This window comes from Streptomyces sp. NPDC001744 (genome assembly GCF_042892575.1).
Classification (GTDB): Bacteria; Actinomycetota; Actinomycetes; order Streptomycetales; family Streptomycetaceae; genus Streptomyces.
The window spans coordinates 27,853-52,541 of record NZ_JBIAUG010000026.1 but is presented as its reverse complement, the minus strand read 5'-3'; the positions used below and the strand labels follow the sequence as shown (position 1 = coordinate 52,541).

Below are 24,689 nucleotides of genomic sequence, written 5' to 3'. Positions count from 1 at the left end.
GGGGGTAGAGATGTCCGTCACGTCCCCCGGACCCGGCCGCCGCACCGGAGGGGGCCGAGAGCTCCGGGAGCCTTGCGCCGAGCGGCCGGGAGGCGGTCGGGGAGCGGAGGCGGCGGACCCCGCCTGTGCCGGACACCACTTTCCCGCTCGCGTGGTGCGCCTCGGTCCGGAGCCGGATGCCCCCGCGCGGGGCGGCCGTGGTCGCGCCGGGCCGGGACGACCGCCGGGCCGGGGAGCGTGGAGGCCGGGTCGGGCCGCACACGCTCACAGCAGGCCGAGCGACCGCAGCGCGCGGTGCCGGCTCGACGCCGTCCTGACGGCCGGAAGACGTAGCAGGCCCCGCCCGTACCGCCTCTGACCTTGCCGTTCGCGTCGCACCGCTTGGTCCGCAGCCAGATGTTCTCCACATGGGAGGGTGCCGCCCACCACGCGGCACCCTCCCGCACAAACACCGCGCTCCGCTTCGAGCACCAGGAGGAGTACCAAGCGCCGCCGAACGGCTCGAACGACAAGCTCATCCCTTGATGAACTCGATGATCTGCGGGGCGATTTCCCTCGGGGCCATGACGACGGCACCGTGGTTGAGCCCGGGCAGAGTGCGGTGGTCGGCCTGCGGCAGGACCTCGGTGACGGCGAGGGCGGCGCGCTGGAACGCGGCCGGACTCTTGCCGCCGGTCAACACACGGGTGGGTACGGCCACCCCTTTCCATTCCTCGGCATCGAGCGGCTTGCCTTGCTGGGTATCGCCCATGACCGCGATGTCATAGGGCAGGGTGCTGGCCAGCTTGGTGAGGTTTGCCCACATCTTCGGCATGAGCTTCATGAAGAACACGGCGATGCCGGGCATGCCCTGCACCCTGGTCATGAAGTACTTGACCGCGTCACTGTTCCGGCCTTCCGCAAGCAGCGCGGTGATCTGCTGCGCGAGATCCTTGGGCGGCCCGTCGTCGCCTTCGGCGACCACGAACGGCGGCTCATACAGAGCCAGGCGGTCGACGTTCACTCCGGCAGCGGCCGCGCGCAGGGCGAGGACCGCTCCGGAGGACGAGCCGAACAGCGACGCCGAACCGCCGACGTGTTCGACCAGCGCGGCGATGTCTTCGATCTCGCGGTCGGGGGCGTAAGCATCGGCGTCACCGCTGGCACCCCGTCCGCGCCGGTCGTAGTTGATCACAGTGAAGTGCTGGGCGAGGAGAGCCGCGAGTTTGGTCGTGTCCGAGCGGTCTGCCAGTGCCGAGGGAACCAGGACGACGGCCGGCCCGCGACCCGACTGCTCGAATGCGATCTCGGTGCCGTCGGCGGAGGCGACACGGTCCCCGCCTCCGGCCGACTGCTCTCGCGCTGTTGCCATGTTTCTCTCTCCGGTTCACGTAGGGGCCGTACCGCTGTGGTGTGCGCTATTGCCCATAGGATCCCCGCGGCGCAGAAAACTCATCGGTGCGCCAGGCGCTCGACGCCGAAGCCCTCCCCTCTCGGAGAGGGCCAACCCCCTCACGCTCACGCAGAATCGAGGGCATGGGGCGGCAGCGGCAACGGGGACGATCCCGTTGTGACTGGTGTGATTACGGCGTCGCAGCCGTCCTGGACAGCCCCGTTCACCGGGCTGAGCCTGCGTTCCTCCGGGAAGCCGGTGACGGTTCTGCGGCGCGAGGGTGCGGACGCCGTCGGTCAGGGGCGGCCGTGGAGCCTGTCTCTGGAGGACCGGACACTGCTGGTCGCGGCTTACTGGCGCACGAACTTGACGATGCGGCAGCTCGCCCTGCTCTTCGGCGTGTCGAAGTCAGCCGCAGACCGGATCATCGACCATCTCGGCCGATGATCGCGCTCAGGCCTCGCAAGCTTTCGCCAACGACACCGTACTGATCGTGGACGGGACGCTCGTGCCCACCCGTGACCACACCATCGCCGGGCGGTCCAAGAACTATCGGTACTCCACCGGCCACCAGGTCGTCATCGATGCTGACACCCGCCACGTCGTCTTGGTGGGCCGCCCGCTCCCCGGCAACCGCAATGACTGCACGGCATGGGAGGAGTCAGGCGCCAAGGCTGCCGTCGGCACGACCCTCACCACCGCCGACGGCGGCTGTCCGGGCACCGGACTCGTGACGCCTCACCGGCGCCGCAAAGCCGAGGTGGTCGGTGATCCCGCCCTCCGGGGCGGACTCCAGCAGCCGCTTCGTCAGCTGCTGGAGCAGTCCGCCCTCGCCGGTCAGCCGCAGTCCCTCGGCCTGGGCCCGGGACACCAGCTCGTCGATCAGCCGGCCGTCCACCACCCTCGACGGCTGCGGCTCAGACGGCTCGACGGCCCCGGCCACGTTCTCACTGGTCATCGGCGCATCCTCCGTGATCGGGAGTTACACCGAACGATTTACAGTCCCGGTTCGGAGACGACAGGCAGCCCCAGACGTCAATGGATTCTTACAGGTTGCGGATCTCGAATGACGAGCGCGCCTTGGCGAACAGGTCGTCTGCTGTCTTCCGAGCCGTTTTGCCGTCGGGCAGGTTGACCCCGAGGGTGATGCGTTCCTGCTGTGAGGTGACGATGACGAGGATCTTGGTGAGGCGTCGGGGTGTGCCCTCGCTGTCCTCGCTGTAGGTCTCGGTGAGGACGGCCGCGTCGCGGCCCTGGTGGGTGGTGGACTCGACGGTGGCCACGCTCGGCGAGCCACCGGTGGGCAGAACGGCGCTCTCGTGTTCCTGCTTCCAGCGTTCGGCGATCGCCCGGGCGGTCTCGGTGGCCTTTTCCTTGCGGTCCACCAGAAGGGACCTGTCGCCCTTGGGAGCGGTGTAGCGGGTGCCGCGGTACGGGCTCTTGTCTCCGCCCAGGCTGTCCTCGGTGGTGATGGCCCAGTCCGCGGGCGCGGCCACGGACAGGTTCATCCGGTACTCGTCGTATTCCTTCCAGCCGTCCGGCACTTCGCTCCGATTCAGGAGCACCACAGTGGTGATCAGGAGGGCGACGGCGGTCGCGCCGCCGATGAGGGTCTGGCGCCGGTTCACCCGCCGCCGGGCGGGCCGTTCGGGGGCGGTCGCCTGCCCGAGCTCGGCGAGGGGCCGGGTGGGAAGAGGAGCGGGGGCGGGAAGGGTGAGGGTGCGCAGCATCGGCTGGGCCGCCGGGACGGTCAGGCGGCTTTCGGGTTCCTTGCGCAGCAGGCCGGTGATCAGGCCGGCGAGCTCGCCGGCGTTCTGCGGCAGCGGGAGTTCGGCCAGGAGAATGGCCTGGAGGGTGGAAGGAGTGGTCTGGCGACGGAACGGGGAGACCCCCTCGACCGCCTGATAGAGCATGACGCCCAGCGACCACAGGTCGGACTCCGGACCGGGTCTGCGTCCCAGGACACGTTCGGGGGCGATGTACTCGGGCGAGCCGATGAAGGCGCCCGTCTCGGTGAGCTTCTGCTCGCCCTCGACCTGGGCGATCCCGAAGTCGGTGAGGACCACCCGGTCGTGCCGGCCGATCATCACGTTCCCCGGCTTCACGTCGCGGTGCAACACTCCGGCTTCATGCGCCGCGTGGAGCGCGCCGAGGACGGCCAGCCCGATCCGTGCCGCCTCCGCCGGGGCCAGGGTCCCTTCGTCGAGGACCTCGGCCAGGGACCTGCCGCGCAGCAGCTCCATCACGATCCAGGGCCGGCCTGCTTCCGTGACGACGTCGAAGATGGTCACCACCGAGGGGTGGTCGATCCGGGCGGCGGCCCGCGCCTCGCGTTCGATCCGCAGGAAGGCCGTACGAAGCTCGGCCGGCGCCAGGTGCTCGGGAACCTGCGGTTCCTTGACCGCCACGTCACGGTCGACGACCTCGTCCCTGGCCCGCCACACGGTTCCCATGCCGCCGGCACCGAGCCGCTCCAACAGCCGGTAGCGGCCCCCGAGGAGCCGGCCCGCGCCCGGCTGCAAGACCTTCTCCCTCTCGGTGGGCGGATGCGGATCGCCGGCCCCCGCCGAGTTTTGCCCGTCGGCCCTCTCGGACGCCCCGCCCGAGGGCGGCGGCAAGGCTGCACCCGGTGGCCGAAGCCCGTAACTCGTGGGCGCGTCGTTCCGTTCCCCACCGCTCATTGCTTTCCCGTCCCCCCCATACGCTGTTCTCCCTGTGACTCCTGCCCGGGAGCACCACCTGCCGGAACCTGGGTGTGGAGGGCGGGCGGGCTGCCCGCCAGGTACAGCCCGTCACATGGGCGCGTCCCGGAGACACGTCCGTGAAGGGCCACGCCGGCCCCCGTCCCAGCCGCTCAGAAGCCTCCCGTTCCTGCCCCGCCACCCCCGCTGAGCCCACCCGGACCGCCGCCTCGGCCACCGTCGTTGCCCGACTTCCACAGCCACACGCCCACCACCACGATGACCGCGACGAAACCGACGAAGCCCAGGCCGTAGAGCAGCATCAGGACGACCAGCAGATCCACAGACGACCGCCTCCTTCCGGAGCGCCACCACGAGGGGACCGTTCCCTTCCTCGTGCCCGGACCGCTCAGCGTAGGAAACCGTGCAGGCTCCGTCGTCCACCCGGCGGTGTGCACAGGGGTTGCAACGAGCGGGGCAGGGGCCGGCCTTCTCATACCCAGGGTGGAGGCGGCGTCGTGTACTCCGCGCCCCCACCGGAGCGAACCGCCGGAACCAGCCGACGGAACGGCCCTCTGGAACCAGTCGGCCGAAGGATCCGTCGGGCCGGGCCACCGGGTCAACCCTGGGGTGGACGACGTGCCGGGCGGGGGTGTCTACCCTGCGTGAATGCAGGGAGGCAGAGTATGGGCGCGGGTCGATCCGTTGGTGATCGACGTGGCTCTGGCGTGTGTTCTGGCGGCGCTGACCATCGTTTACGGCTTGCAGGGCTACGACGCCCTCTACCGTGCCAAGGGCAGGCCGCCTTTCGAGCTCCTCGCCATCGCGCTCAGCCTGGCGGTGAACCTTCCCCTGGCGGTACGGAGGTACGCCCCCTGGGGGGCGTTCGCCGTCTCCCACGGGGCGCTCGTCGCCTACACCGCAGCGGGGTTCCAGCCGTCGGCGAACCTGTGGGCTCCTCTCTTCCTCTGCTACGCGGTGATCCGGAACAAGCCTGCGCGTCACGCCGTGTGGGCGGCGGCGGCAACCGGGGCGGCATGGCTGATGAGCGGCCTGGAAGCCACCCTGTCGGTCGAACTGTCAGTGGGGCAGAGCGTCATCGGGGTGGGCGTCATATGGTCGTGGGCCACCAGCAACAGGCGCCTGGCCCGACGCAACGTCCAGCTGGCGGAGCTGACCGAGCAGTTGAGGCGGGAGCAGGAACTACGCGCTCAGCACGCGATTGTGGAGGAGAGGCTGCGCATCGCACGAGAACTCCACGACGTCGTCGCCCACCATCTGTCGGCGCTGGCGGTTCAGGCGGGTCTGGCCGATTTCGTGTTCGCCTCCGACCCCGCGGCCGCCCGGAAGGCGGTGGTATCGATCGGCGCGAGCAGCCGGGAGGCCCTGGAGGAGATGCGTGGCCTGCTCGGAGTGCTGCGCACGGACTCCGACGCCGGCGACCCCGACCCGCTCTACCGCTCCTCGCCCGGTCTGGAGCGCCTGGACGACCTGGTGGAGCGCACCCGTGCGGCCGGGCTCGACGTCACGCTGACGGTGACAGGACCACGGCGGGTGTTGCCGTCGGGTGTCGACCTGTGCGCGTATCGCATCGTCCAGGAGGCGTTGACCAATACGGTCAAGCACGCCGGCCGGGGGGCACGGGTCAGTGTGGGGCTGAGCTTCGAAGCCGGCCGACTGACGGGCGAGATCAGCGATCAGGGTGGCAGCGTACCGGCGGCGTTGCCGTCGAACGGGCTCGGCTTGGTCGGGATGCGTGAACGGGTGAGGCTCTACGGCGGGACTCTGCGGGCTGGACCTGGGCCCGAGGGAGGGTTCGAGGTCGCCTTCGCCCTTCCACTGGCCTCGCTTGACACCGCCGGGGGTGGGTGATCGTCTTTCTCCGCACACACCGGGGGGAGGCGGCAGCGATGACACGGCTGCTGATCGTGGACGACCAGGTACTGATTCGGGCGGGGCTCGCGGCCCTGGCCACGGCCGCACCGGGCTTCGAGGTGGTCGGGCAGGCCGCCACGGGGGAGGAAGCGGTCACTCTCGCCGCCGCCACGTGCCCGGACGTGATCCTGATGGACATCCGGCTGCCCGGCATCAGCGGCATCACCGCGCTGGAGCGCATCCTCGCCGACGCGAGCGAGCCCAGGCCGAAGGTGGTCATGCTGACCGTCTTCGACCTCGACGAGTACGTCTACGCCGCCCTCAGGGCCGGAGCCAGTGGCTTCCTCCTCAAGGACACCCCGCCCGAACGCCTCCTCGCCGCCGTCACCCTGATCGCCCAGGGCGAGATGCTCTTCGCCCCCGCCGTCACCCGCCGACTCGTCGAGACCTTCGCCCACCGGTCGGAGGCGAAGCGGGAACAGCCCGCCTCCCTCGCCGGACTCACCGACCGCGAGACCGACGTCCTGCAGTTGGTCGGGCAGGGCCTGACCAACGAGCAGATCGCCCAGCGGCTGATGGTGACCGTCGCCACCGTCAAGACCCACCTCAACCGCGTGATGTCCAAACTCGGGCTGGCCAGCCGCGCCCAGGCCGTTGTCATCGCCTATGAGAGCGGCCTGATCTCCCCCGGCCGGCCCGACTTCGACCGTACCGTCCCCGGCGGCAACGGAAGCTCCAGCCCCTGAGCAGTCCCGGGGGCAGCGCGACCAGGGAGGACCAGGAACGCCCTGCCGGGGACGACGGCCAAGGCGTCACGTCATCGCGCACCTTCTGCGGCGCGGGAACGATCGTAAACGCGGCGCTGATGGCCAGAGGGCTGTTCGAAAGCCCTCGGGAACCGAAGCCGCAGCCCTTCTTCAGGCGGGCCCTGAGCACCCCTCCCCTTGGAGCGGATATTCCCTCTCCATGAGAGGAGGGGCAGGCTCCCTAATTCAGGTAGAACCTCTGGTTCTTGCGACCGTTACATTTCCAGAGGAGGAGGCGGGCGCCGTTGGCGGTACTACCGCCTTCCACATCAAGGCACAGGCCTTGGACAACGATCTCGTACGCGTTTCCCTTTCTGACTGGGTGCCATTCCTGGTTGAGGCCGGGATGACAGGTCCACTGTGTGACCTTGCGGCCTTTCTTCAGATCCAGTGCATCCAGGCACTTGTTGCTCGACTCCGACTTGACCCAGTAGCGGAAGTTCTGGGGGATCAAGTTCCAACGCTGGTTCTTCTGCTTCTGGCAGGTCCACTGGTCGATGACCCCGCCGTTACGGCTGCTCCAGCCGTGTACGGTGACACACTTGCCTGGTGCGCTGACTGGGCGGAGATAGTGGATGCCGGGTATCGGTGCCGCCTGCGCGGCAGAAGCACCGCGCACGGAGGCCGATGTCGTAGCGGATGAGGCGTCTGGGGTGACGGCTGTGATGACGCCTGCAGCGGCCACCGCGGTGGCCAGGAACGCCTTGTTCCGGGTCAGGGTTTTCAGCACGTTGATCCCTTTCGTCATGGCGCTCAGGCGCGGACCATCTTGAAGGCCTGGTTGGCGTGGAGGTTGCAGCCCCACAGCACGGCCTGAGTGTTGTTCCGCCGCGACGCGCCGGGGATGTCGACGCACATCCGACTGGCGTGCAAAGGCCTGAACGCGACATAGCCGGTGAGATTGCGGGCGCGGAACGTTTGGTTCCTGCGCCCGTTGCAGTCCCACTGAATGATCTTCGTTCCCTTGCTGCCGCTACCCCCTTGTGCGTCCATGCACTTGCCGCTGTGCTCGGCGACGAGGTACGCGAGCCCGTCGGTGCCGGTGTAGAGGACCCGCCACCGCTGGTTGGCACGCCTGACGCAGTCGTACTGATTGACCGCTGCGCCTTTGGACTGGCTGGCCCCGTTGACCGTGAGGCACTTGCCGCTGTGCTTGGCCACGAGATACCAGATGCCGCCGTCACGCGCGGCCAGCCCATGGCCGGCCGAGGCGGTCGACGACCTCACCATCACCGGATTCGCTTCGGTCGAGTGCGCTGGTGACGAGGCGCTCGCCCCAGCGGTCAATCCCGCCGCCATGGCCATGACAGCAGCTGTGACAGCTAATCTTCCGCGTGTTTTCAAGTCATCTCCCCGCGTAGTGGTTCCATTCACTGAATGAACGAAACCGGCAATTCCAGTCCTTGGGTTACGCCGTACCAGGCAGAGTTGCAGGTGCGAGAGCTGCCTAATGGCGCGCGGCACATGCCCATCGCTCCTGCGTTTCATGCCCTGCTGGTGCCGTAAAGCCTGCCGTCCCCCTCGGTGCCGGCGGTCGGTCGGCCTTGGAGCACCCGACCCTACGGACTCTTGTGATGCCTTTGCGTCATCCGAGGGTTTGACTGCTTCCTCAACCCACCGGTGCAGCTGATGCAAACCCTGGTTGTATGCGACTGGCTCCCCGTCCTGCAGACGTGTGCTTGGGCCGCCACTGAGCCTTTTCCATCCTCACGCTGACGCGTGACGAAGACCGTGTTCGAGATCTGCCGTAGCCGCGGGCTTGGGTGATCGTTGAGCTCTGTGTGAGTGGTTCCGGGGTCGGGTACCCGTCGGATCTGTCGGACGAGCAGTGGGTGTTGGTGGAGCCGTTACTGCCGCCGGCACGGGTGGGCCCGAAGGGCGGTCGGCGGGAGAAGCGCCCGCGGCGGCGGATCGTAGACGCGATCTTCTATGTGGTGCGGACCGGGTGTTCCTGGCGGCAGCTGCCGAAGGACTTTCCGCCCTGGCCGACGGTCTATTGGTACTTCACCTGATGGCACGACGACGGAAGCGTCGAGCGCGTCCACAACGCGCTGCGCGAGCAGGTTCGCAAGGCCGACGGCCGTGACCCCGAGCCCAGTGCTGGGCTGATCGACTCGCAGTCCGTACGCACCGCCGACACCGTCCGGGCCGTGACCAGAGGCTTTGATGCGGGCAAGAAGGTCAAGGGCCGCAAGCGGTTCATCGTCACCGACACTCTCGGTCTGCTCCTGGCTGTCCACGTGGTCGCCGCGAGCGTCCAGGACCGCGCCGGCGCGCGGCGTCCGCTGCTGTGGACCCGCCTCGATCACTCGGGGGTGAGGAAGATTCGGGCGGACCAGGGTTTCGCCGGACGCCTGGTCGACTGGACGGCAGCGGTCCTCGGCCGTGAGCTGGAGATTGTTCGCAAGGACCCCGGCCAGAAGGGCTTCCAGTTCCAGCCCAAGCGCTGGGCCGTCGAGCGGACACTGTCGTGGATCACCGCACACCGTCGTCTCGCCCGCGACTACGAGCAGCAACCGGCACACTCCGAGACCATGATCCGCTGGGCCATGATCGGCATCATGGCCCGCCGGCTCACCCGGGGCCGACCGGCAACCCGACCAGGCCCCCGACCCCTCTCACGCGTCGATCATTGAGATCTCGAAGGCGATCTCAAGCGGACTACCGACGGTCCGGGCCTGCCAGTGTTTCGATCGCCAGAGGCGGGCAGGCCTCTTCTTCGTGGGTGAGGCTGACCAGCAGGATCCACTTGGCCTGCGACGGCCGGGGCCGGCGCCCCTGGCTTTCACGCCGACCGGCGGGAACGTGAACGACTGCACCCGGTTCGAAGCGGTCATGGCCAAGGCCCGGACCGCCCGGCCGGGTCCGGGGCCGGCCCCGGACCCGGCCGGGCGGTCGCGGACAAGGGCTACTCGGCCCGCAAGACCCGTGCCTGCCTGCGCAGGCGCGGCATCGCAGCGACGGTTCCGGAGCGGATCGACCGGATCGACGGACGCCTCCGCCGCGGCGAGGCCCGCTGCCGCTTCGGCCGGGCCGTCCACCGCAGACGGAACGTGGTCGAACGGTGCTTCAGCCGGCTCAAGCAGAACCGGGCCCCGGCCACCCGCTACGACGAACGAGCCGTCCACTTCCAGGCCATGGCCATCCCCACCTGTCTCCGGCCCTGGCTCTGGCTCCGGCTCCCACGACTTTCCGGACGCCCCCCACACCCCGGGGCGGTCCGTCACTGGCGCGGGACCTCGATGCCCGCCGCGCGCAGGTGCCCCTCGATCAGCGTGTTCAGCCGTGCGACGGACGGTGCCTCGTCCTCCCGGTGGTGGTTGACCACGCCGTACCGGGAGGACGCGTCGGGCCGGTGCCGTCGCACGGTCGGCATCGTCAGGAGCGCGCGGTCGGCCAGCAGGTTGGCGGCCACCGCGGAGGCCAGCTCCTCGATCCGGGGGTCGTCGGGATCCCAGGACCTCGCCTCCCAGCCGCGCTTGGTCAGCTCGACGAACTCGGGGTCGTCGAGCCGGTGTTCGAGGTTGGCCAGGAAGAGGTCGAAGACCTCGGGAGCCAGCGCTCGCGACAGCACCAGGGCCTCCCGCTGGGTGGTGACGTAGTCGGGGCTGAAGTCGAGCTCGGCGAGTCGGTCCAGGACCGCGCAGGCCCGGTCGGGCAGCAGGGCGCGATCGCCGTGGGCGAGCCGGTGCAGGGTGTCGCGGCGAGCGGTCAGCTCCTCGATCTGTGCGGTGAGCCGGCGGCGGACGCTGTCCAGGGCGGTGGCGAACCGCTCGGGCTCGGCGTCGAGCAGCTCGCCGATCTCGGCCAGCGGCACGCCCGCCCCGGCCAGGGCCCTGACCTGGACAAGGCGCAGCAGGTCGGCCGACCCGTAGCGCCGGTAGCCGGAATGGTCCCGTTCCGGTTCGGCGACCAGGCCGAGCCGGTGGTAGTGCCGCACCGTCTTGACGGTGATGTCGACGAAGGCCGCCGCCTGACCGATCGTGAGCCCGTCCGCCATGGGGCGAGCCTAGCGCTCATCCGTTGCCTTGACCTTGACCTTGGGTCAGGGTCCACGCTCCTCTCACACCCGCTGACGCGAGATGAGGAATCACCATGAGTGAGCAGAACACCGCCGCCGCGCAGGACCGCCCCGAGCTGCGGAAGGCCATGCGGGAGATCGTCGACGCCGGTTTCGCCGGCGTGCAGCTGCGCGTGAACGACGAACTCGGCGAGTGGGTCGGCAGCGCCGGGGTGAGCGAGCTGGGCCGGACCGCGAAGCCGCCGACCGACGGGCACTTCCGGGTCGGCAGCGTCACCAAGACCTTCGTCGCCACCGTCGTCCTGCAGCTGGTGGCCGAGGGCCGGCTCGGCCTTGAGGACCTGGTGTCCGACCGCTTGCCCGAGTTCGGGCTCGACCGGCGGATCACGGTACGGATGCTCCTGCAGCACACCAGCGGGCTGTTCAACTTCACCGGCGAGTTCTCCAAGGACGGGTCGGTCGAGACCGGTGTGGTCGCCGGATGGGGCAAGGAGTGGGTGGACCTGCAGCACGCGACCTACCGGCCGGAGGAGCTGGTGCGGGGGGCGCTGGCGAAGCCGGCGCGGTTCGAGCCGGGGACGGCCTGGAGCTACTCCAACACCAACTACGTCCTGGCCAGGCTGCTGATCGAGCGGGTCACAGGCCGCTCGCTGCCCGAGGAGACGCACCGGCTGATCCTGGGCCCGCTCGGGCTGACCGGCACCGTGCTGCCGGAGACCGGCGAGGAGATCCCCGAGCCGCACGCCCACGGCTACTTCGGCTACGACGACGCCGGCCAGTGGAAGGTGGTCGACACCACTCGCTTCAACCCCTCCTGGATATCCGCCGCCGGCGACATGATCTCGACCAGCCGGGACCTCCACACGTTCTTCGCCGCACTGAACGGCGGCAAGCTCATCCCGTCCGAGCTGCTGGCCGAGATGCGCGTCCCGGACCCCACCATGGGTTACGGACTGGGCGTGTTCGTGGAGGAACTGGACGGCGGCGGCACCATCCTCCACCACAACGGAGGGTTCTGGGGCTGGGGCGCGCTGATGTACAGCACCCCCGACGGCACCAAGACCCTGACCGGCTCACTGACCTACGGGAACGCCGAAATGGACCTGCCCACCATGGCCGGGACGTTCGAGAAGGTGAAGCAGACACTGCTCAAGGCGGTGTTCGCCTAGATGTATTGCCCCGTGAGGTTGGGGACGCGGCGCTGTCCGGCATCGCCAGGAACCTGGACGTGGCCGAGAAGGCCACCCGCACCCGGCTGATGCACCACGACCACCTCAGCTGGCACTGATCCCGGCGGTCAGGTCCCGGCGTACGGGGCCGGTACGGACGGCCGAAACCGGCGGCCGTCCCGACGCCGGGACGGCCAGGAGACGCTCGTATACGGTGCTGTTCCCTGGCCTACCGGCGGCAGCCCTTCTGGGGCGGACGCGCCCCAGGGTGACCTCCGCGCTTTCTGGAGACGCCGGGCCCGACACGGCCGAGGCGTCACCGGTGGCCGATGCGCGGCCCGGTCTCGACAAGTCCGCCCGAACAGCCTGTGAGCGCGGTACGCCCTCGCACCGGCACGTTCCTGGTCTTACCGGCCGGACAAAGCTGGGCGGCCGAATCTTCCGGCGCCCGGGGATTTGGCACGGCCGGAAACATCGACTACAACACCACCCGTACCGAAAAACGGCCAACAGTCGTTTGAGTAGAGATGGGTGAGCAGGCTGGCTCAAATCATCGACAACGGTTCAACTGTGTCCGGCAAGCGGTGGACCGTCCGCTACAGGGAGCCGGGCGGGCGCACCGGGCGTCAGCGGGAGAAGTCGTTCTCCCGGAAGAAGGACGCGGTGGACTTCGCCACCAAGATGGAAGGTGACAAGCGCGAGAACATATACGTCGCCCCCGACGCCGGCAAGGTGTCGCTCCGCCGGTACGCGGACGACTGGCTCGCGAAGAAGACCGCTTCCGCCGGCACCCTCGAGTCGTACGAGCGCATCGTCCGCCTCCACGTGGCCCCCCACCTGGGGAGCAAGATGATCTCGCAGGTCACCGCGGCGGACATCGAGGGCCTCTACGCATGCTGGCGGCAGGACGGGGCGGCCCTCAACACCATCGAATCCCGGCACATAGCCCTCTCGACCCTGTTCTCCCACGCTGTGCGCCACAGGCGGATTCCCGTGAATCCCATGACACAGGCCGAGAAGCTGGAGAACCCGGCCATTCCCGTCGACGACAGGAAACTTCCCGGCTTCGAAGAGATAACCGCCATCGCCAAGGAGATCGGACCTCGCCTGTCTCCGGCGATATGGCGGAAAGAAGGCGAGTGGCGCGACATACCCGTGCCCGCTTCCCTCGAACCGTTCATCGACCGGCTTCCGATCCGTAATGCGAGCGGCGGAATGCCGTATCCCGATCTTCTGCGCAAGTCGTGGGACCGCGCCATCAAGCGGATCGAGCTTCCCGCATACAACCCGCACGACCTGCGGCACAAATGGACCACCGTGGCCCTGACCGACGGAGTGTCCATCCACGAGGTGTCTCGCTGGCTCGGGCATCGTTCGATCAAGGTCACGGTGGACCGGTACGGCCACCTCACGCAGGACGGCCAGGAGCGCTGCCGTCAGGTCGTCGAGACGACCGTCGGGCCGCACACGCTCACAGCAGACCGAGCGACCGCAGCGCGCGGTGCTGACTCGACGCCGTCCTGACCGGCCAGAAGACGTAGCAGACACCCCCCGTACCGCTTCTGACCTTGCCGTTCGCGTCGTACCGCTTGGTCCGCAGCCAGATGTTCTCCCACTCGCGCCGTGCGTAGACCCGGCGTACGGCCTCGTTGCCCGGTGAGGCGGGGTCGTTGGCGACGACGTCGCCGTCCACCGTGAAGCCGACGACGGCCATCAGGTGGCCGGAGGTGCCGTATCCGGCTCCCGTCAGCTCCTCCTTGCGGAAGGACTGGGAGGTGATGACCGGGATGCCGGCCCGGATCAGGGTCTCCAGCTCGGTGAGCGAGCGCAGCCGGGTGACCACGGCGTTCATGTCGGGGTAGGTGGCGGCGTAGGCGGCGTTGAAGGGCCAGTTGCCGCAGCCCTCGTACTGGTGGTCGTAGGTGAAGCGGGCCGCGTGGCAGACCTGGGGGTCGGCGAAGGCCGGGTCCACCCAGGCCAGGTCCGCCGCCGAGGGCCGGCGGCCCCAGTACTCCACGACCATCTGGGAGGAGGTCGGGCTGCACCACGCCTCGCCGCCGTTGTCGTACTCGGGGTACTGCCCGACGTGGGTGTTCTGCGAGTAGCGGGGCACCGCCAGCTCGCGGGCGGGACCGGGCACGGAGGCCGGGACGGTGAAGCGGTCCGGGATGTCCGAGGCCATGGCGCCGATCCGCCACACCGTCGGGGTGAGGCCGCTCCCCGGTGCGCGGTACAGGGTCAGGCGCAGCCGGTACGAGCGCAGCCGGAGCCCGCCCGCCGGGTCGTCGATCGCGAAGGTGTCGGTCCAGACGCTGCTCCTGCCGTCGCCCTGGCCGTCGACCGAGGTGCGCCGGATGTCGGCCTCGCCGTCACCGGAGGTCCAGCGGCCGAGGACGTACCAGGGGATGTCCGTGCCGTCCGAGTACGTGCCGGACAGCTCGACCTGGAGCCAGGTGCCCGGGGGCGTACGGGCGTTCCAGGAGGCGACGACCTCGGTGGCGGGCACGGCCGGGGTGTGCACCGGTGAGGTCCAACCGGCGTACTCCCAGGGGGAGGTGCGGCCGGTGTGCGGGTCGGTGTGGTCGAGGCGGCCGACGGGCGTGGCGAGGACCAGGCCCGGCCGGTGGCCGGGGACCGCCTTCGTGCCGGCGGCCGTGCCGCACCGCCAGTCGGTGTACGAGGACCAGAAACGGTTGTCGACGAGCCCGGGACCGGGGGCGCGGTCCCGGCCGGCGGGGCCGGAGGCGACGGCCGGGACGGCGGTGGCGGCCGTTCCGGCGGCGGCCGCGAGCGCCGCGGCGAGGACGGTTCTGCGCGGGGTGGAGCTGGTCATGGGCGGTGACCCCCAGTCGAGAACGGTGGGCGTGCGGAGCGGTGGGCCCGCCGGGCCGCGACCTCGAAGGTGCCGGAGGGAACGGCTGTCGTCGTACGGGCGCACAGGACACAGCCCCGCAGGGCACGGACACGGACACACAGGACACGGGCACGGGACACGGACGCGCGGGCACACGGACGCACGGCCGTGGATTCCGTACGGGCCCGCGGGCGGGTGCGCGCGGGCCCACTATCCCGGCTCACGACCGGCCCCGCCAGCACTTCGCCCCGCGTCGCCGCACCAATATTGGTCCCGACCACTGGCGGCGGCACCTTCCTGACCTGCGGCGGTCTCCGCCCCCTACCCTGGGCGCATGGACTCTCTCGACCTCGCGGCACACGCGCTGCTCCGGCTGCCGCCCTCCTGCGGACCGGTCCGGCTGGTCGCGGTCGACGGGCACGCGGGCTCGGGCAAGTCCACCCTCGCGGCCCGCCTCTCCGCCGCCCTCGGCGGCGCGCCCGTCCTCCACCTCGACGACCTCGCCACCCACGAGGAGCTCTTCGCGTGGACCGGCCGGCTGCGGGAGCAGGTCCTGGAGCCCCTCGCGCGGGGCCGGACCGCGTCCTACCGTCCGTACGACTGGCGGCTGCGGCGCTTCGGGGCGCCGCGGTCGCTGCCCCCGGCACCGGTGGTCCTCGTCGAGGGCGTCGGCGCGGGCCGGCGGGAGGTGCGGCCCTTCCTGGCACGGCTGTTGTGGATGGAGCGCGGGGCGGAGGAGTCCTGGGCGCGGGGACGGCACCGGGACGGCCCGGAGCAGGCCGCGTTCTGGGACGGCTGGACCGTGGCGGAGACTCGCCATTTCGGCGACGACCCCTCCCGCCCCTTCGCCGATGCCCTGGTACGGGAGTGCCGGACGGGGTACAAGTGGCTTCCGGGACCCGGTGCGGGGACGAGCACGGACCACGCCCTCACCCACCGTGACGGCTCGATGTCCGGGGAATGAGGGGCTCCGGGTCCGCTTGCGCACGTGCCCCAACTCGGCTTGACCCGGGGGGCGTACAGGTCTTACGTTCTGAATGTGCGGCTTTTCGAAGCCGCCGCGGACACGAAGCCCCCGGTTGTTCCCCCGTGATCGGGGGCTTCGTTCTGCCCTTCGCCCCTCCCCCGTGAACCCCTGCGTCCCCCGGCGTTCACCCAGGGTCACCGCTTCCGGATCACGCGCTTCTCCTCAAGCGCCCACCCCCGCGCGGGTACGATGCCCGCAGGTGCGGTCAAATCCCGTCCATGCGATGACGGTTGTGGGGGACCCGATGGACATCGGCACACAGGGCTCGCAGCCCCCGGCCGAGCTCGCCTGGCTGCGCGGGGTCGACGCCTACACGATGGGCGCCTATCCGCAGGCGGAGGAGGAGTTCCGGACGGCGGTGCGGATCGATCCCGGGATGGCGGACGCGTGGCTCGGACTGCACGCGCTCCGGGCCGACACCACGACCGCGCTGCTGCGCATGTACCGCCACCGCGAGCGCTTCGGCGAGCAGCGGACGCGGTACCGGCGTACCCTCAACTCCTGGTATTGGCTGGGCTGGTGGGTGCAGCCCGTCCTGGAGAGCCCCCGCGACCTGCTCCTCGCGCACGCCTCCCACTGGCTCGACGGCCGTCACGTGCCCGAACTGGACCGGGCCCTGGCGGGGCTCCCGCCGGTGGACACCGATCCCCAGGTGCGCTTCCTGCACGCCTGCCGGGCCTATCTCGTCAAGGACTGGGAACAGCTCGTCCGGCACACCGAGACCCTCGTGGACGATCCGCTGCTCGGCATCGAGGCCGGGCTCTTCGGCGGCATGGCCCGGGTGCGCCTGGAGATGTACGGCCAGGCCGAACCGCTGCTCTCGGCCTCCCTGATGCGATGTCGCAGCGAACAGCCGCAGCGCAAGGAGCTGCGGTACTGGCTGGCCCGCGCCCACGAGGGCACGGGACGCAGCGCCGCCGCCCTGCCGCTGTACCGGGCCGTGCACCGGATCGACCCGTCGTTCATGGACACCGCCGCGCGGCTCGCGGCGATCACGGCGTACGACGGTTTCGAAGGGTACGAGGGGTACGAGGGGACGGACGGTCCCGCCGGGCTGGCGGCGGTCGCCCTGGGCTCCCCCGGCGGCGGGTCCGGTCAGGACGCGGTGGACACCGTGCCGGGCGCCGAGCCCGACCCCGGGGGGCTCGGCGACGGCCTGCTGCTCGCGCCCGACCCGGTGCCGCCGACCGCGCCGGTCCCCCCGCCGGAACCCGTGCGGCAGAAGGCCCGGCTGCCCCGCCAGCCGGTGCCGCCGCGTTTCCCGGCCGGCCCCACCGACCCGGCCCTGCTCGCGGAGGCGCTCGCCGAACTGGAGGGCATGGTCGGACTGGAGCCGGTGAAGCGTCAGGTCAGGGCGCTCTCGGCGCAGCTGGAGATGGCCCGGCTCCGCGCCGACCAGGGGCTCCCGGTCCAGCCGCCGAAGCGGCACTTCGTCTTCTCCGGCCCCTCGGGCACCGGGAAGACCACGGTCGCCCGCATCCTGGGCCGGGTCTTCTACGCCCTCGGGCTGCTCGGCGGCGACCATCTCGTGGAGGCCCAACGGGCCGACCTGGTGGGCGAGTTCCTGGGACAGACGGCGGTCAAGGCCAATGAGCTGATCGACTCGGCGGTCGGCGGGGTGCTCTTCGTGGACGAGGCGTACGCGCTCTCCAACACCGGCTACAGCAAGGGCGACGCCTACGGCGACGAGGCCCTCCAGGTGCTCCTGAAGCGGGCCGAGGACAACCGCGACCACCTCGTGGTCATCCTGGCCGGCTACCCCGAGGGCATGGACCGGCTGCTCTCCACCAACCCGGGCCTCTCCTCGCGGTTCACCACCCGGGTGGACTTCCCCTCGTACCGGCCGCTCGAACTCACCGCCATCGGCGAGGTCCTGGCGGCGGCCAACGGGGACGGCTGGGACGACGAGGCCCGCGAGGAGCTGCGCTCGATCAGCGGGCACGTCGTGGAACAGGGCTGGATCGACGAGCTGGGCAACGGGCGGTTCCTGCGCACCCTGTACGAGAAGTCCTGCGCCTACCGGGACCTGCGGCTCTCCGGATACCCCGGGAGGCCGTCCCGGGAGGACCTGGCCACCCTGCGGCTCGCGGACCTCATGCAGGCGTACGGGGAGGTCCTGTCGGGCCGCGGTCCGGCCGACCGGGGCCCGCGGGAGGAACCGCCGGGCTCCTGAGGGGCGTTCACCGCGCCCCGGCCCTCCCGGGGCGTGCTCCGGGAGGGCCGCCGGGCCCGTCGCGCGCGCCCGCGACGGCGCGGCGCCGTCGCTACAGGGCTCCTCCGTACTGGGTCTCCGCGGCCGAGGCGTCGCGCTGGGCACGGAAGTTCCGGACGTAGTCGTCGTGCACCTTCGGGTCGGCGTACTTCAGCAGCGCCTCGTCGTTGGCGGTGAGCGCCATCCCCGTGTACGGGTGGCTGCCCGTGAAGACGAGCTTCTGGTCCTTGAGGCCCTTGTAGGAGCCCTCGACGAGCAGGTACTTGGTGTGGCTGGTCGTGCCGGTCACCCCGGGGGCGGCCGGGTCCTCCCGTCCGCCGTTGTTCAGCGCGTGGAGGGAGATCCTGCCCTTCGCGGTCGACCTGGTGAGCCAGTAGGCCGTCTCGCGGTGCGGGCCGGTGGCCTCGTAGTCGGCGAGCTTGCCGTGGACGACGTCCACGAAGCAGCCCGCGTCGGCCAGTTTCCACAGCTTCTCGGCCACGGCCGGCCGGGAGATGTGCCCGTTGGCGATCCGGATCACGGTACGGCCGTCGGCGGTGCCGTGGCCCGGGGTGTTCCCGTGGCAGGTCGCGAGCGGTTTCCCGTCGGGGCCCGTGACGGGGGTCTCGACCATGCTCAGGATGTTCTCGACGACGTCCGTCGAGGAGCGGGGGAAGAAGTACGCCTTGGCCGGTCCCGCCTCCACGTCGATCGCCAGGTCACTGACCCGGGCGGAGCCGTCCGGCCGTGCCTGCGAGTCGGCCAGCAGGCCGAAGTACCGGGTGTAGCCGTCGTACAGGGCCTGGTTGCCGACGACCGTCATGGCGTCGTTCCAGCCGGTCTCGCGGTCCCAGGTGGTGAGGTTGCCCGACGACTGCACGACGACGTTCTCCTGCGGCTCGCCCCTGTCCGGCGAACCGCTGCCGGTGGTCCGGGAGAAGAGGAAGAACTTGTTGTGGTTGACGCCGCCCGTACCCGCGGCCAGGCACGGCCGGTTCGGGGCGCACACCCTGAACCAGGACGTGCCGTACGCCGCGCCGGCCGGCGGGGTCTCCGCGAACGCCGCGTTCAGCTTGTCCCGCACCGGCTTCCCCGCCGTGTACATCCAGGGGGCGTTGACGCTGTCGTCGTCCACGAGCACCTGCACGTTCACGTTCCTGCGGTGAGCCGCGGCGAGCTGGTCCGCGAGCCAGCCCGAGCCGAAGGCGTACAGCGATATGCGGATGGTCGACCCGCCCGTGGCGCCGTTGACGAGGCGGCCGAGGTGTCCCAGGATCGCGCTCTGCTCCCCGGTCGTGCCGCGGGGCTTGTTGAAGACGGGGCCCGTGGTCACGTAGACCGTTTCGTCGGCCGAGGCGGGCGGGGCGCCCGCCGTCAGGAGGCCGCCGATGAGGAGGGCGGTGAGGATTCTCTTCTTGATCACGGCCGTCACCCTACGGGCCCCGCCCCGTCCCCGGTGCCGTACGCCGGTGCGCGGCCCGGGGATCCGGCGGCTCCGCCCCGCCCGGGGAGCGGGCGGGGCGGAGCCGTCGAGGGGCCGGGCGGCCGGGGACGAAGCCCCGGGGCGGCTACCCGCGCGCGGCGGCCGGGGAGGCGGCCACCGGGGCCGGGGCGGGCGGCGGGTCCACGCGGTGGGCGGGGTCGCGGACCTCCCCCACCAGCGTCTCCAGGACGTCCTCCAGGGCGACGAGCCCGAGGACGGCGCCGGTGTCGTCCGCGACCTGCGCCAGATGGGTCGCGGCGCGGCGCATCACGGTGAGGGCGTCGTCGAGCGGCACGTCGGCGCGGAGGGTCGCCATCGGCCGCCACAGGCGCCGCGGCACCGCCCCCTCCCGCTCCTCCAGGTCGAGGACGTCCTTCACGTGCACGAAGCCCAGGAAGGCGCCGTGTTCCCCGGCGCGGACCGGGAAGCGCGAGTATCCGGTCCGTACGGTCAGCTCCTCGATCTCCCGGGGGGCGACCGAGGGCGGGACCGTGACCAGGGAGGCGGACGCGATGAGGACGTCCGTCACGGGGCGGCTGCCCAGTTCGAGGGCGTCCTCCAGGCGCTCCTGCTCGGCCGGGTCGAGCAGCCCGGCCTGGCCGGCGTCCTCGACGAGGCGGCCGAGCTGGGCGCTGGTGAAGACCGCCTCGACCTCGTCCTTCGGTTCGACCCGGAACGCCCGCAGGACCAGCCGGGCGCAGGCCCCCAGGGCCGCCGTCACGGGCCGGCAGAGCCGGGCGAACCCGACCAGGGCCGGGGCCAGCCAGAGCGCGGTCCGTTCGGGCGCCGCCATCGCCAGGTTCTTCGGGACCATCTCGCCGATGACGAGGTGGAGGAAGACCACGGCGGCGAGGGCGATGACGTAGCCGAGCGGGTGGATCAGCCCCTCGGGGACGCCGACCGCGTGGAAGACGGGTTCGAGCAGCCGGGCGACGGTCGGCTCGGCGACGGCGCCGAGCGTCAGCGAGCAGACGGTGATGCCGAACTGGGCGGCCGCCATCATCTGCGGCAGGTTCTCCAGACCGTGCAGGACCTGCTTGGCGCGGGCGCCGGGAAGCGGTTCGATCTGGCTGCGCCGTACGGAGACGAGCGCGAACTCGGCCCCGACGAAGAAGCCGTTGGCGAGGACCAGGAGGACGGCGAAGAGGAGGGGGAGGGTGCTCATCGGACGCCCTCCGCGACCAGCGGGGCGGCGGGGGGCGCGGCCGCGGCGGGACCCGCCGCGGCGCCCGGGACCGGGGCCGGGTGCGGGACCGCGTCCGTCCGGACGATCCGGACGTGCTCGGCGCGGTAGTGGTCGACGCGGCGGACCGAGAACAGCCAGCCGGGAAGCTCGACCCGGTCCCCGGGAACGGGGATGCGCCCGAGGAGGTCGGCGACGAGCCCGGCGACGGTCTCGTACGGCCCGTCGGGCGCGTCGAGGCCCATCCGGCGCAGGGTGTGCACCCGGCAGGAGCCGTCGGCGTCCCAGGCGGGACGGCCGTCCTCGGCGGGGACGGCGACCAGTTCGGGCCGCCCGTCGGCCGCGGTGTCGTGCTCGTCGCGGACCTCGCCGACCAGCTCCTCGACGATGTCCTCCAGGGTGACGACGCCCGCGGTGCCGCCGTACTCGTCGACGACCACCGCGATCGGCTGCTCGCGGCGCAGGCGCTCCAGGAGCGCCTGGGCGGGGAGCGTCTCGGGGACGAGGAGCGGCGGGACCGCGATCCGGCCGACGGGGGTGCGCAGCCGGGCGTGCGGGGCGACGGCGAGCGCGTCCTTGAGGTGGACCATGCCGACGATCTCGTCGATCCGGTCGCGGTAGACCGGGAAGCGCGAGAGGCCGGTGGCCCGGGTGAGGTTGAGGACGTCGGCCGCGGTGGCGTCCCACTGGAGGGCGCTCACCTTCACGCGCGGGGTCATGACCCGCCCGGCGGTGAGGCCGCCGAGGGACAGGGTCCGTACGAAGAGGTCGGCGGTGTCCTGTTCGAGCGCGCCGGCCAGGGCGGAGTGCCGGGCCAGGGAGACCAGCTCGCCGGGGGTGCGGACCGAGTCCAGCTCCTCGGTGGGCTCGACGCCCAGGAGCCGGACGAGGCGGTTGGCGACCCGGTTGAGCAGGGCGATCACCGGCCGGAAGAGGGCGGAGAAGCGGTGCTGCGGGGTGGCCACGAAGCGGGCCACCTGGAGCGGGCGGGAGACCGCCCAGTTCTTCGGCACCAGCTCGCCGACCACCATCTGGAGGGCGGAGGCGAGGAGCATGCCGATCACCACCGACGCCGCGGAGACGGCCCCCCGGGGCAGTCCGGTCGCGGTGAGCGGCCCGTGCAGCAGCCCGGCGAGCGCGGGCTCGGCGAGCATGCCGACGACGAGGGAGGTGAGGGTGATGCCGAGCTGGGTCCCGGAGAGCTGGAACGACAGCTCGCGCAGGGCGGTGACGACGGCGCGGGCACGCCGGTCGCCGGCGGCCGCGGCGCGCTCGGCCTCGGCGCGCTCGACGGTCACGAGACCGAACTCGGCGGCCACGAAGAAGCCGTTGGCGAGGATCAGGAGAAAGGCCGCGGCGAGCAGCAGAAGGGAGACGATCATGCCGCCGCCTCCTGGAAGAGGGCGGCGCGGGTACTACCGGACGGTCCGTCCATTGCTGGAGGGAGTCACTCCTCGGGTCGTAGGAAAGCCTCGCGGGCCGCGACGGCGGCCCTGCGCGCGCGAGGCGGTGGTGCACTCGGCACCACCGCGTCCAGAGTAGTCAAGCGAGCGCCCGGAAGGGCAGGGGGTCGGCTCCGGATGGGGGAAGGACAGGGGTTCGCCCCCGGCGTTCCTCCGGGAAACCCCGACGTCGAGCACGCGGGGGCGGGGCGCGGGATCCGGGAGCCGGAACCCGGGTGGGCCCCGGCTCCGGGCGAGCCGTGGCGCCGGACCCGGGCGTGGCCTCCGTCCCCGTCCCCGTCCCCGTCACCCGGGCGCCGGGGTCAGCTCCGCTCCGCGCCCGTCCCGCGGCTCTCGGCCAGGGTCCGCAGGGCGCGGGCGTCCCGGATGGCCGACTCCTTGGCGATGCCGGGCTGGATGCCGAGCGCGGGCAGGCTGGTGCCGTCGCTCAGGTCGAGGAAGACCCACGGGTCGCCGGGACGGAGGTTGACCCGGAGGATCTCCGCCCAGGCCAGCCGCCTGGTCCGGGTGATGTTGACGACCGTGACGCCCTCGTCGTCCGCGACGACCTTGGGGCGGCTCAGCAGGACGAGGACGCCGAGGAAGAGCGCGGCGGTGAAGACGAAGCTGGCGCGCTCCCCCGGTCCCAGCCGCTCCAGCATCATCGCCACGAGGGTGATGGCGGCGAACATCGCGAGCCCCACGGTCAGCAGGACGGCCCGGGTGCGGCCGGGGCGGAAGGTGACCGGGAGGGCGGGCGTCGTGGGCTGGGACATGGGGGTTCCTCGATGCCTGGTGGTGCCTGGTGCTGGTGGACGTGCGGGCCGGACCGTCAGAGACGGCAGGCGTGGATGGCGGTGGTGAGGATGGCGCGGGCGCCCAGCTCGTACAGGTCGTCCATGATCCGCTGCGCGTCCTTGGCGGGGACCATCGCGCGGACGGCGACCCAGCCCTCGTTGTGCAGCGGGGAGACGGTGGGCGACTCCAGGCCGGGGGTGAGGGCGACGGCCTGCTCCAGGTGCTCGGCGCGGCAGTCGTAGTCCATCATCACGTACGAGCGGGCGACGAGGACGCCCTGGAGGCGGCGGAGGAACTGCTGGACCTGCGGGTGGTCGTCCGCGGCGCCCCGGCGGCGGACCACGACGGCCTCGGAGGTGAGGATCGGCTCGCCGACGACCTCCAGGCCGGCGTTGCGCAGGCTGGTGCCGGTCTCCACGACGTCCGCGACGACCTGGGCGACGCCCAGCTGGATCGCGGTCTCGACCGCGCCGTCCAGGTGCACGACGGAGGCGTCGATGCCCTGGTCGGCGAGGTGCTTGGCGACGATGCCCTCGTAGGAGGTGGCGATCGTCATGCCGCCGAAGTCCTCGGGCCCCTTCGCGGTGCCCGGGCGGGTGGCGTACCGGAAGGTGGAGCGCCCGAAGTTCAGCGGGAGGATCTCCTCGGCGTCGGCGCCGGAGTCCAGGAGCAGGTCGCGGCCGGTGATGCCGATGTCCAGCTTCCCGGAGGCGACGTAGATCGCGATGTCCTTCGGGCGCAGGTAGAAGAACTCGACCTCGTTGCCGGGGTCGATGACCACCAGTTCCTTGGACTCCTTGCGCTGGCGGTAGCCGGCCTCATGGAGCATGGCCGACGCAGGTCCGGAGAGGGAACCCTTGTTGGGGACGGCGATGCGCAGCATGGGGTGGGCTTCCTTTGCGTGGGAGTGTGCGGGAGGGCGGTGCTCAGAGGTGGGCGTAGACGTCGTCGAGCGAGATCCCGCGGGCGACCATCATCACCTGGACGTGGTACAGCAGCTGCGAGATCTCCTCGGCGGCGGCTTCCCTGCCCTCGTACTCGGCGGCCATCCAGACCTCGGCGGCCTCTTCGACGACCTTCTTGCCGATGGCGTGGACGCCCTTGTCCACCAGTTCCGCGGTGCGGGAGGTGGCCGGGTCGCCGGTCTCGGCCTTGAGCTTGAGCTCGGCGAAGAGCTCTTCGAAGCTTTTACGGGTTCCGTTCGCCATGATGGTCCTAAGAGTACGGGGTGGGGGGCGCACACTCAGCGCCAGGGTTCGCTGACCGTGCGCAGTGTGGTGGCGGTCGCGACGGCCGCGGTGACGGCCTCGTGGCCCTTGTCCTCGGAGGAGCCCTCGAGCCCGGCCCGGTCGAGGGCCTGCTCCTCGTTGTCGACGGTGAGGACCCCGAACCCGACGGGTACGCCGGTGTCGATCGAGACCTGGGTGAGGCCGTGGGTGACGCCCTGGCACACGTACTCGAAGTGCGGCGTTCCGCCGCGGATGACGACGCCGAGCGCCACGACGGCATCGTAGCCGCGCCCGGCGAGGACCTTCGCCACGACCGGGAGCTCGAAGCTGCCGGGGACGCGCAGCAGGGTCGGCTCGTCGATGCCGAGTTCGCTCAGGGCGCGCAGGGCGCCGTCGACGAGGCCGTCCATGATCTTCTCGTGCCACTGGGCCGCGACGACCGCGACCCGGAGGTCGCCGCAGTTCTTCACGCTGAGGACGGGTGCGCCCTTGCCGCTCATGTCTCTCCTTGAACCGTATCGAACCGTAGTGAACCGTAATGAAGCGTAGTGAACTGCA

At 71.1% G+C, this 24,689-nt stretch carries 22 protein-coding genes and 3 pseudogenes; 10 read left to right on the top strand and 15 right to left on the bottom strand.

The genetic code is table 11. The features are described from left to right. Window positions 1-396: 396 nt before the first annotated feature. Window positions 397-525 carry a hypothetical protein gene (locus ACFYZY_RS26280; RefSeq protein WP_388698662.1) on the top strand — a complete coding sequence of 43 codons (129 nt, stop codon included), beginning with the start codon at window positions 397-399 and terminating at the stop codon, window positions 523-525. Here ACFYZY_RS26280 and ACFYZY_RS26275 read toward each other — a convergent pair. After that, the gene (locus ACFYZY_RS26275; RefSeq protein WP_388698660.1) at window positions 515-1,351 is read right to left on the bottom strand and encodes an alpha/beta fold hydrolase; all 837 of its coding nucleotides are present in this window, start codon (window positions 1,349-1,351) and stop codon (window positions 515-517) included. The genes ACFYZY_RS26280 and ACFYZY_RS26275 overlap by 11 nt on opposite strands. Before the next feature lie 198 nt (window positions 1,352-1,549). On the opposite strand from ACFYZY_RS26275, the pseudogene ACFYZY_RS26270 reads away from it, so the two are divergent. Further along, window positions 1,550-2,132, top strand: a pseudogene (locus ACFYZY_RS26270) (transposase family protein); the annotation flags it as partial. Here the strand turns inward: ACFYZY_RS26270 and ACFYZY_RS26265 are convergent. The 3 genes from ACFYZY_RS26265 to ACFYZY_RS26255 all read right to left on the bottom strand — a co-directional run bounded on the left by ACFYZY_RS26265 (window position 2,034) and on the right by ACFYZY_RS26255 (window position 4,397). Further along, window positions 2,034-2,330: a hypothetical protein gene (locus ACFYZY_RS26265; protein WP_388698746.1), complete on the bottom strand. Its 297-nt coding sequence runs from the start codon at window positions 2,328-2,330 to the stop codon at window positions 2,034-2,036. The pseudogene ACFYZY_RS26270 and the gene ACFYZY_RS26265 overlap by 99 nt on opposite strands. A gap of 88 nt (window positions 2,331-2,418) precedes the next feature. After that, window positions 2,419-3,894, bottom strand: coding sequence for a serine/threonine-protein kinase (locus ACFYZY_RS26260; protein WP_388698657.1), 1,476 nt, complete (start codon window positions 3,892-3,894; stop codon window positions 2,419-2,421). A gap of 332 nt (window positions 3,895-4,226) precedes the next feature. Then, window positions 4,227-4,397: a hypothetical protein gene (locus ACFYZY_RS26255; protein WP_388698655.1), complete on the bottom strand. Its 171-nt coding sequence runs from the start codon at window positions 4,395-4,397 to the stop codon at window positions 4,227-4,229. A 325-nt stretch (window positions 4,398-4,722) separates the two neighbouring features. Here ACFYZY_RS26255 and ACFYZY_RS26250 point away from each other — a divergent pair, with 325 nt between their 5' ends. Further along, on the top strand, window positions 4,723-5,925 hold the full coding sequence (locus ACFYZY_RS26250) for a sensor histidine kinase (protein WP_388698652.1): 1,203 nt from the start codon (window positions 4,723-4,725) through the stop codon (window positions 5,923-5,925). A 38-nt stretch (window positions 5,926-5,963) separates the two neighbouring features. Then, complete coding sequence (locus tag ACFYZY_RS26245) at window positions 5,964-6,674, top strand: response regulator (RefSeq protein WP_388698649.1); 711 nt, start codon at window positions 5,964-5,966, stop codon at window positions 6,672-6,674. A gap of 241 nt (window positions 6,675-6,915) precedes the next feature. On the opposite strand, the gene ACFYZY_RS26240 is transcribed toward ACFYZY_RS26245, so the two are convergent. Then, window positions 6,916-7,482, bottom strand: coding sequence for an RICIN domain-containing protein (locus ACFYZY_RS26240; RefSeq protein WP_388698647.1), 567 nt, complete (start codon window positions 7,480-7,482; stop codon window positions 6,916-6,918). A 5-nt stretch (window positions 7,483-7,487) separates the two neighbouring features. Further along, the gene (locus ACFYZY_RS26235; protein WP_388698644.1) at window positions 7,488-8,039 is read right to left on the bottom strand and encodes an RICIN domain-containing protein; all 552 of its coding nucleotides are present in this window, start codon (window positions 8,037-8,039) and stop codon (window positions 7,488-7,490) included. A gap of 458 nt (window positions 8,040-8,497) precedes the next feature. On the opposite strand from ACFYZY_RS26235, the pseudogene ACFYZY_RS26230 reads away from it, so the two are divergent. After that, window positions 8,498-9,370, top strand: a pseudogene (locus ACFYZY_RS26230) (IS5 family transposase). A 9-nt stretch (window positions 9,371-9,379) separates the two neighbouring features. Further along, window positions 9,380-9,904, top strand: a pseudogene (locus tag ACFYZY_RS26225) (transposase); the annotation flags it as partial. Between the two features lie 53 nt (window positions 9,905-9,957). Here ACFYZY_RS26225 and ACFYZY_RS26220 read toward each other — a convergent pair. Continuing rightward, window positions 9,958-10,734: a MerR family transcriptional regulator gene (locus ACFYZY_RS26220; RefSeq protein WP_388698642.1), complete on the bottom strand. Its 777-nt coding sequence runs from the start codon at window positions 10,732-10,734 to the stop codon at window positions 9,958-9,960. A 95-nt stretch (window positions 10,735-10,829) separates the two neighbouring features. Between ACFYZY_RS26220 and ACFYZY_RS26215 the strand changes: the two genes are divergently transcribed. Continuing rightward, window positions 10,830-11,924 (top strand): serine hydrolase domain-containing protein, encoded by a 1,095-nt coding sequence (locus ACFYZY_RS26215; RefSeq protein ID WP_388698640.1) that lies wholly within the window; start codon window positions 10,830-10,832, stop codon window positions 11,922-11,924. 531 nt (window positions 11,925-12,455) lie between these two features. After that, window positions 12,456-13,448, top strand: a complete 993-nt coding sequence (locus ACFYZY_RS26210) for a tyrosine-type recombinase/integrase (protein ID WP_388698638.1) — start codon at window positions 12,456-12,458, stop codon at window positions 13,446-13,448. Here ACFYZY_RS26210 and ACFYZY_RS26205 read toward each other — a convergent pair. Further along, entirely contained in the window at window positions 13,396-14,757 is a 1,362-nt protein-coding gene (locus tag ACFYZY_RS26205; protein WP_388698636.1) for a peptidase C39 family protein, read from the bottom strand. The genes ACFYZY_RS26210 and ACFYZY_RS26205 overlap by 53 nt on opposite strands. A gap of 355 nt (window positions 14,758-15,112) precedes the next feature. Here ACFYZY_RS26205 and ACFYZY_RS26200 point away from each other — a divergent pair, with 355 nt between their 5' ends. Continuing rightward, complete coding sequence (locus ACFYZY_RS26200; RefSeq protein WP_388698634.1) at window positions 15,113-15,742, top strand: uridine kinase; 630 nt, start codon at window positions 15,113-15,115, stop codon at window positions 15,740-15,742. 307 nt (window positions 15,743-16,049) lie between these two features. Continuing rightward, a complete protein-coding gene (locus ACFYZY_RS26195) occupies window positions 16,050-17,978 on the top strand; it encodes an AAA family ATPase (RefSeq protein ID WP_388698743.1) in 1,929 nt (642 codons plus the stop codon). 91 nt (window positions 17,979-18,069) lie between these two features. Here ACFYZY_RS26195 and ACFYZY_RS26190 read toward each other — a convergent pair whose 3' ends face one another. The 7 genes from ACFYZY_RS26190 to ribH all read right to left on the bottom strand — a co-directional run bounded on the left by ACFYZY_RS26190 (window position 18,070) and on the right by ribH (window position 24,631). Further along, the gene (locus ACFYZY_RS26190; RefSeq protein ID WP_388698632.1) at window positions 18,070-19,419 is read right to left on the bottom strand and encodes a phospholipase D-like domain-containing protein; all 1,350 of its coding nucleotides are present in this window, start codon (window positions 19,417-19,419) and stop codon (window positions 18,070-18,072) included. Window positions 19,420-19,564: 145 nt separating this feature from the next. After that, complete coding sequence (locus ACFYZY_RS26185; RefSeq protein WP_388698630.1) at window positions 19,565-20,644, bottom strand: hemolysin family protein; 1,080 nt, start codon at window positions 20,642-20,644, stop codon at window positions 19,565-19,567. Continuing rightward, a complete protein-coding gene (locus tag ACFYZY_RS26180; protein ID WP_388698627.1) occupies window positions 20,641-22,044 on the bottom strand; it encodes a hemolysin family protein in 1,404 nt (467 codons plus the stop codon). The genes ACFYZY_RS26185 and ACFYZY_RS26180 overlap by 4 nt, the downstream gene beginning before the upstream one ends. 383 nt (window positions 22,045-22,427) lie before the next feature. Next, a complete protein-coding gene (locus tag ACFYZY_RS26175; protein ID WP_388698623.1) occupies window positions 22,428-22,880 on the bottom strand; it encodes a PH domain-containing protein in 453 nt (150 codons plus the stop codon). Window positions 22,881-22,936: 56 nt separating this feature from the next. Beyond that, window positions 22,937-23,785, bottom strand: coding sequence for an ATP phosphoribosyltransferase (gene hisG / locus ACFYZY_RS26170; protein WP_388698620.1), 849 nt, complete (start codon window positions 23,783-23,785; stop codon window positions 22,937-22,939). Between the two features lie 43 nt (window positions 23,786-23,828). Further along, window positions 23,829-24,110, bottom strand: a complete 282-nt coding sequence (locus ACFYZY_RS26165) for a phosphoribosyl-ATP diphosphatase (protein ID WP_388698617.1) — start codon at window positions 24,108-24,110, stop codon at window positions 23,829-23,831. 35 nt (window positions 24,111-24,145) lie between these two features. Next, window positions 24,146-24,631, bottom strand: coding sequence for a 6,7-dimethyl-8-ribityllumazine synthase (gene ribH / locus ACFYZY_RS26160; RefSeq protein WP_388698615.1), 486 nt, complete (start codon window positions 24,629-24,631; stop codon window positions 24,146-24,148). Window positions 24,632-24,689 lie beyond the last annotated feature (58 nt).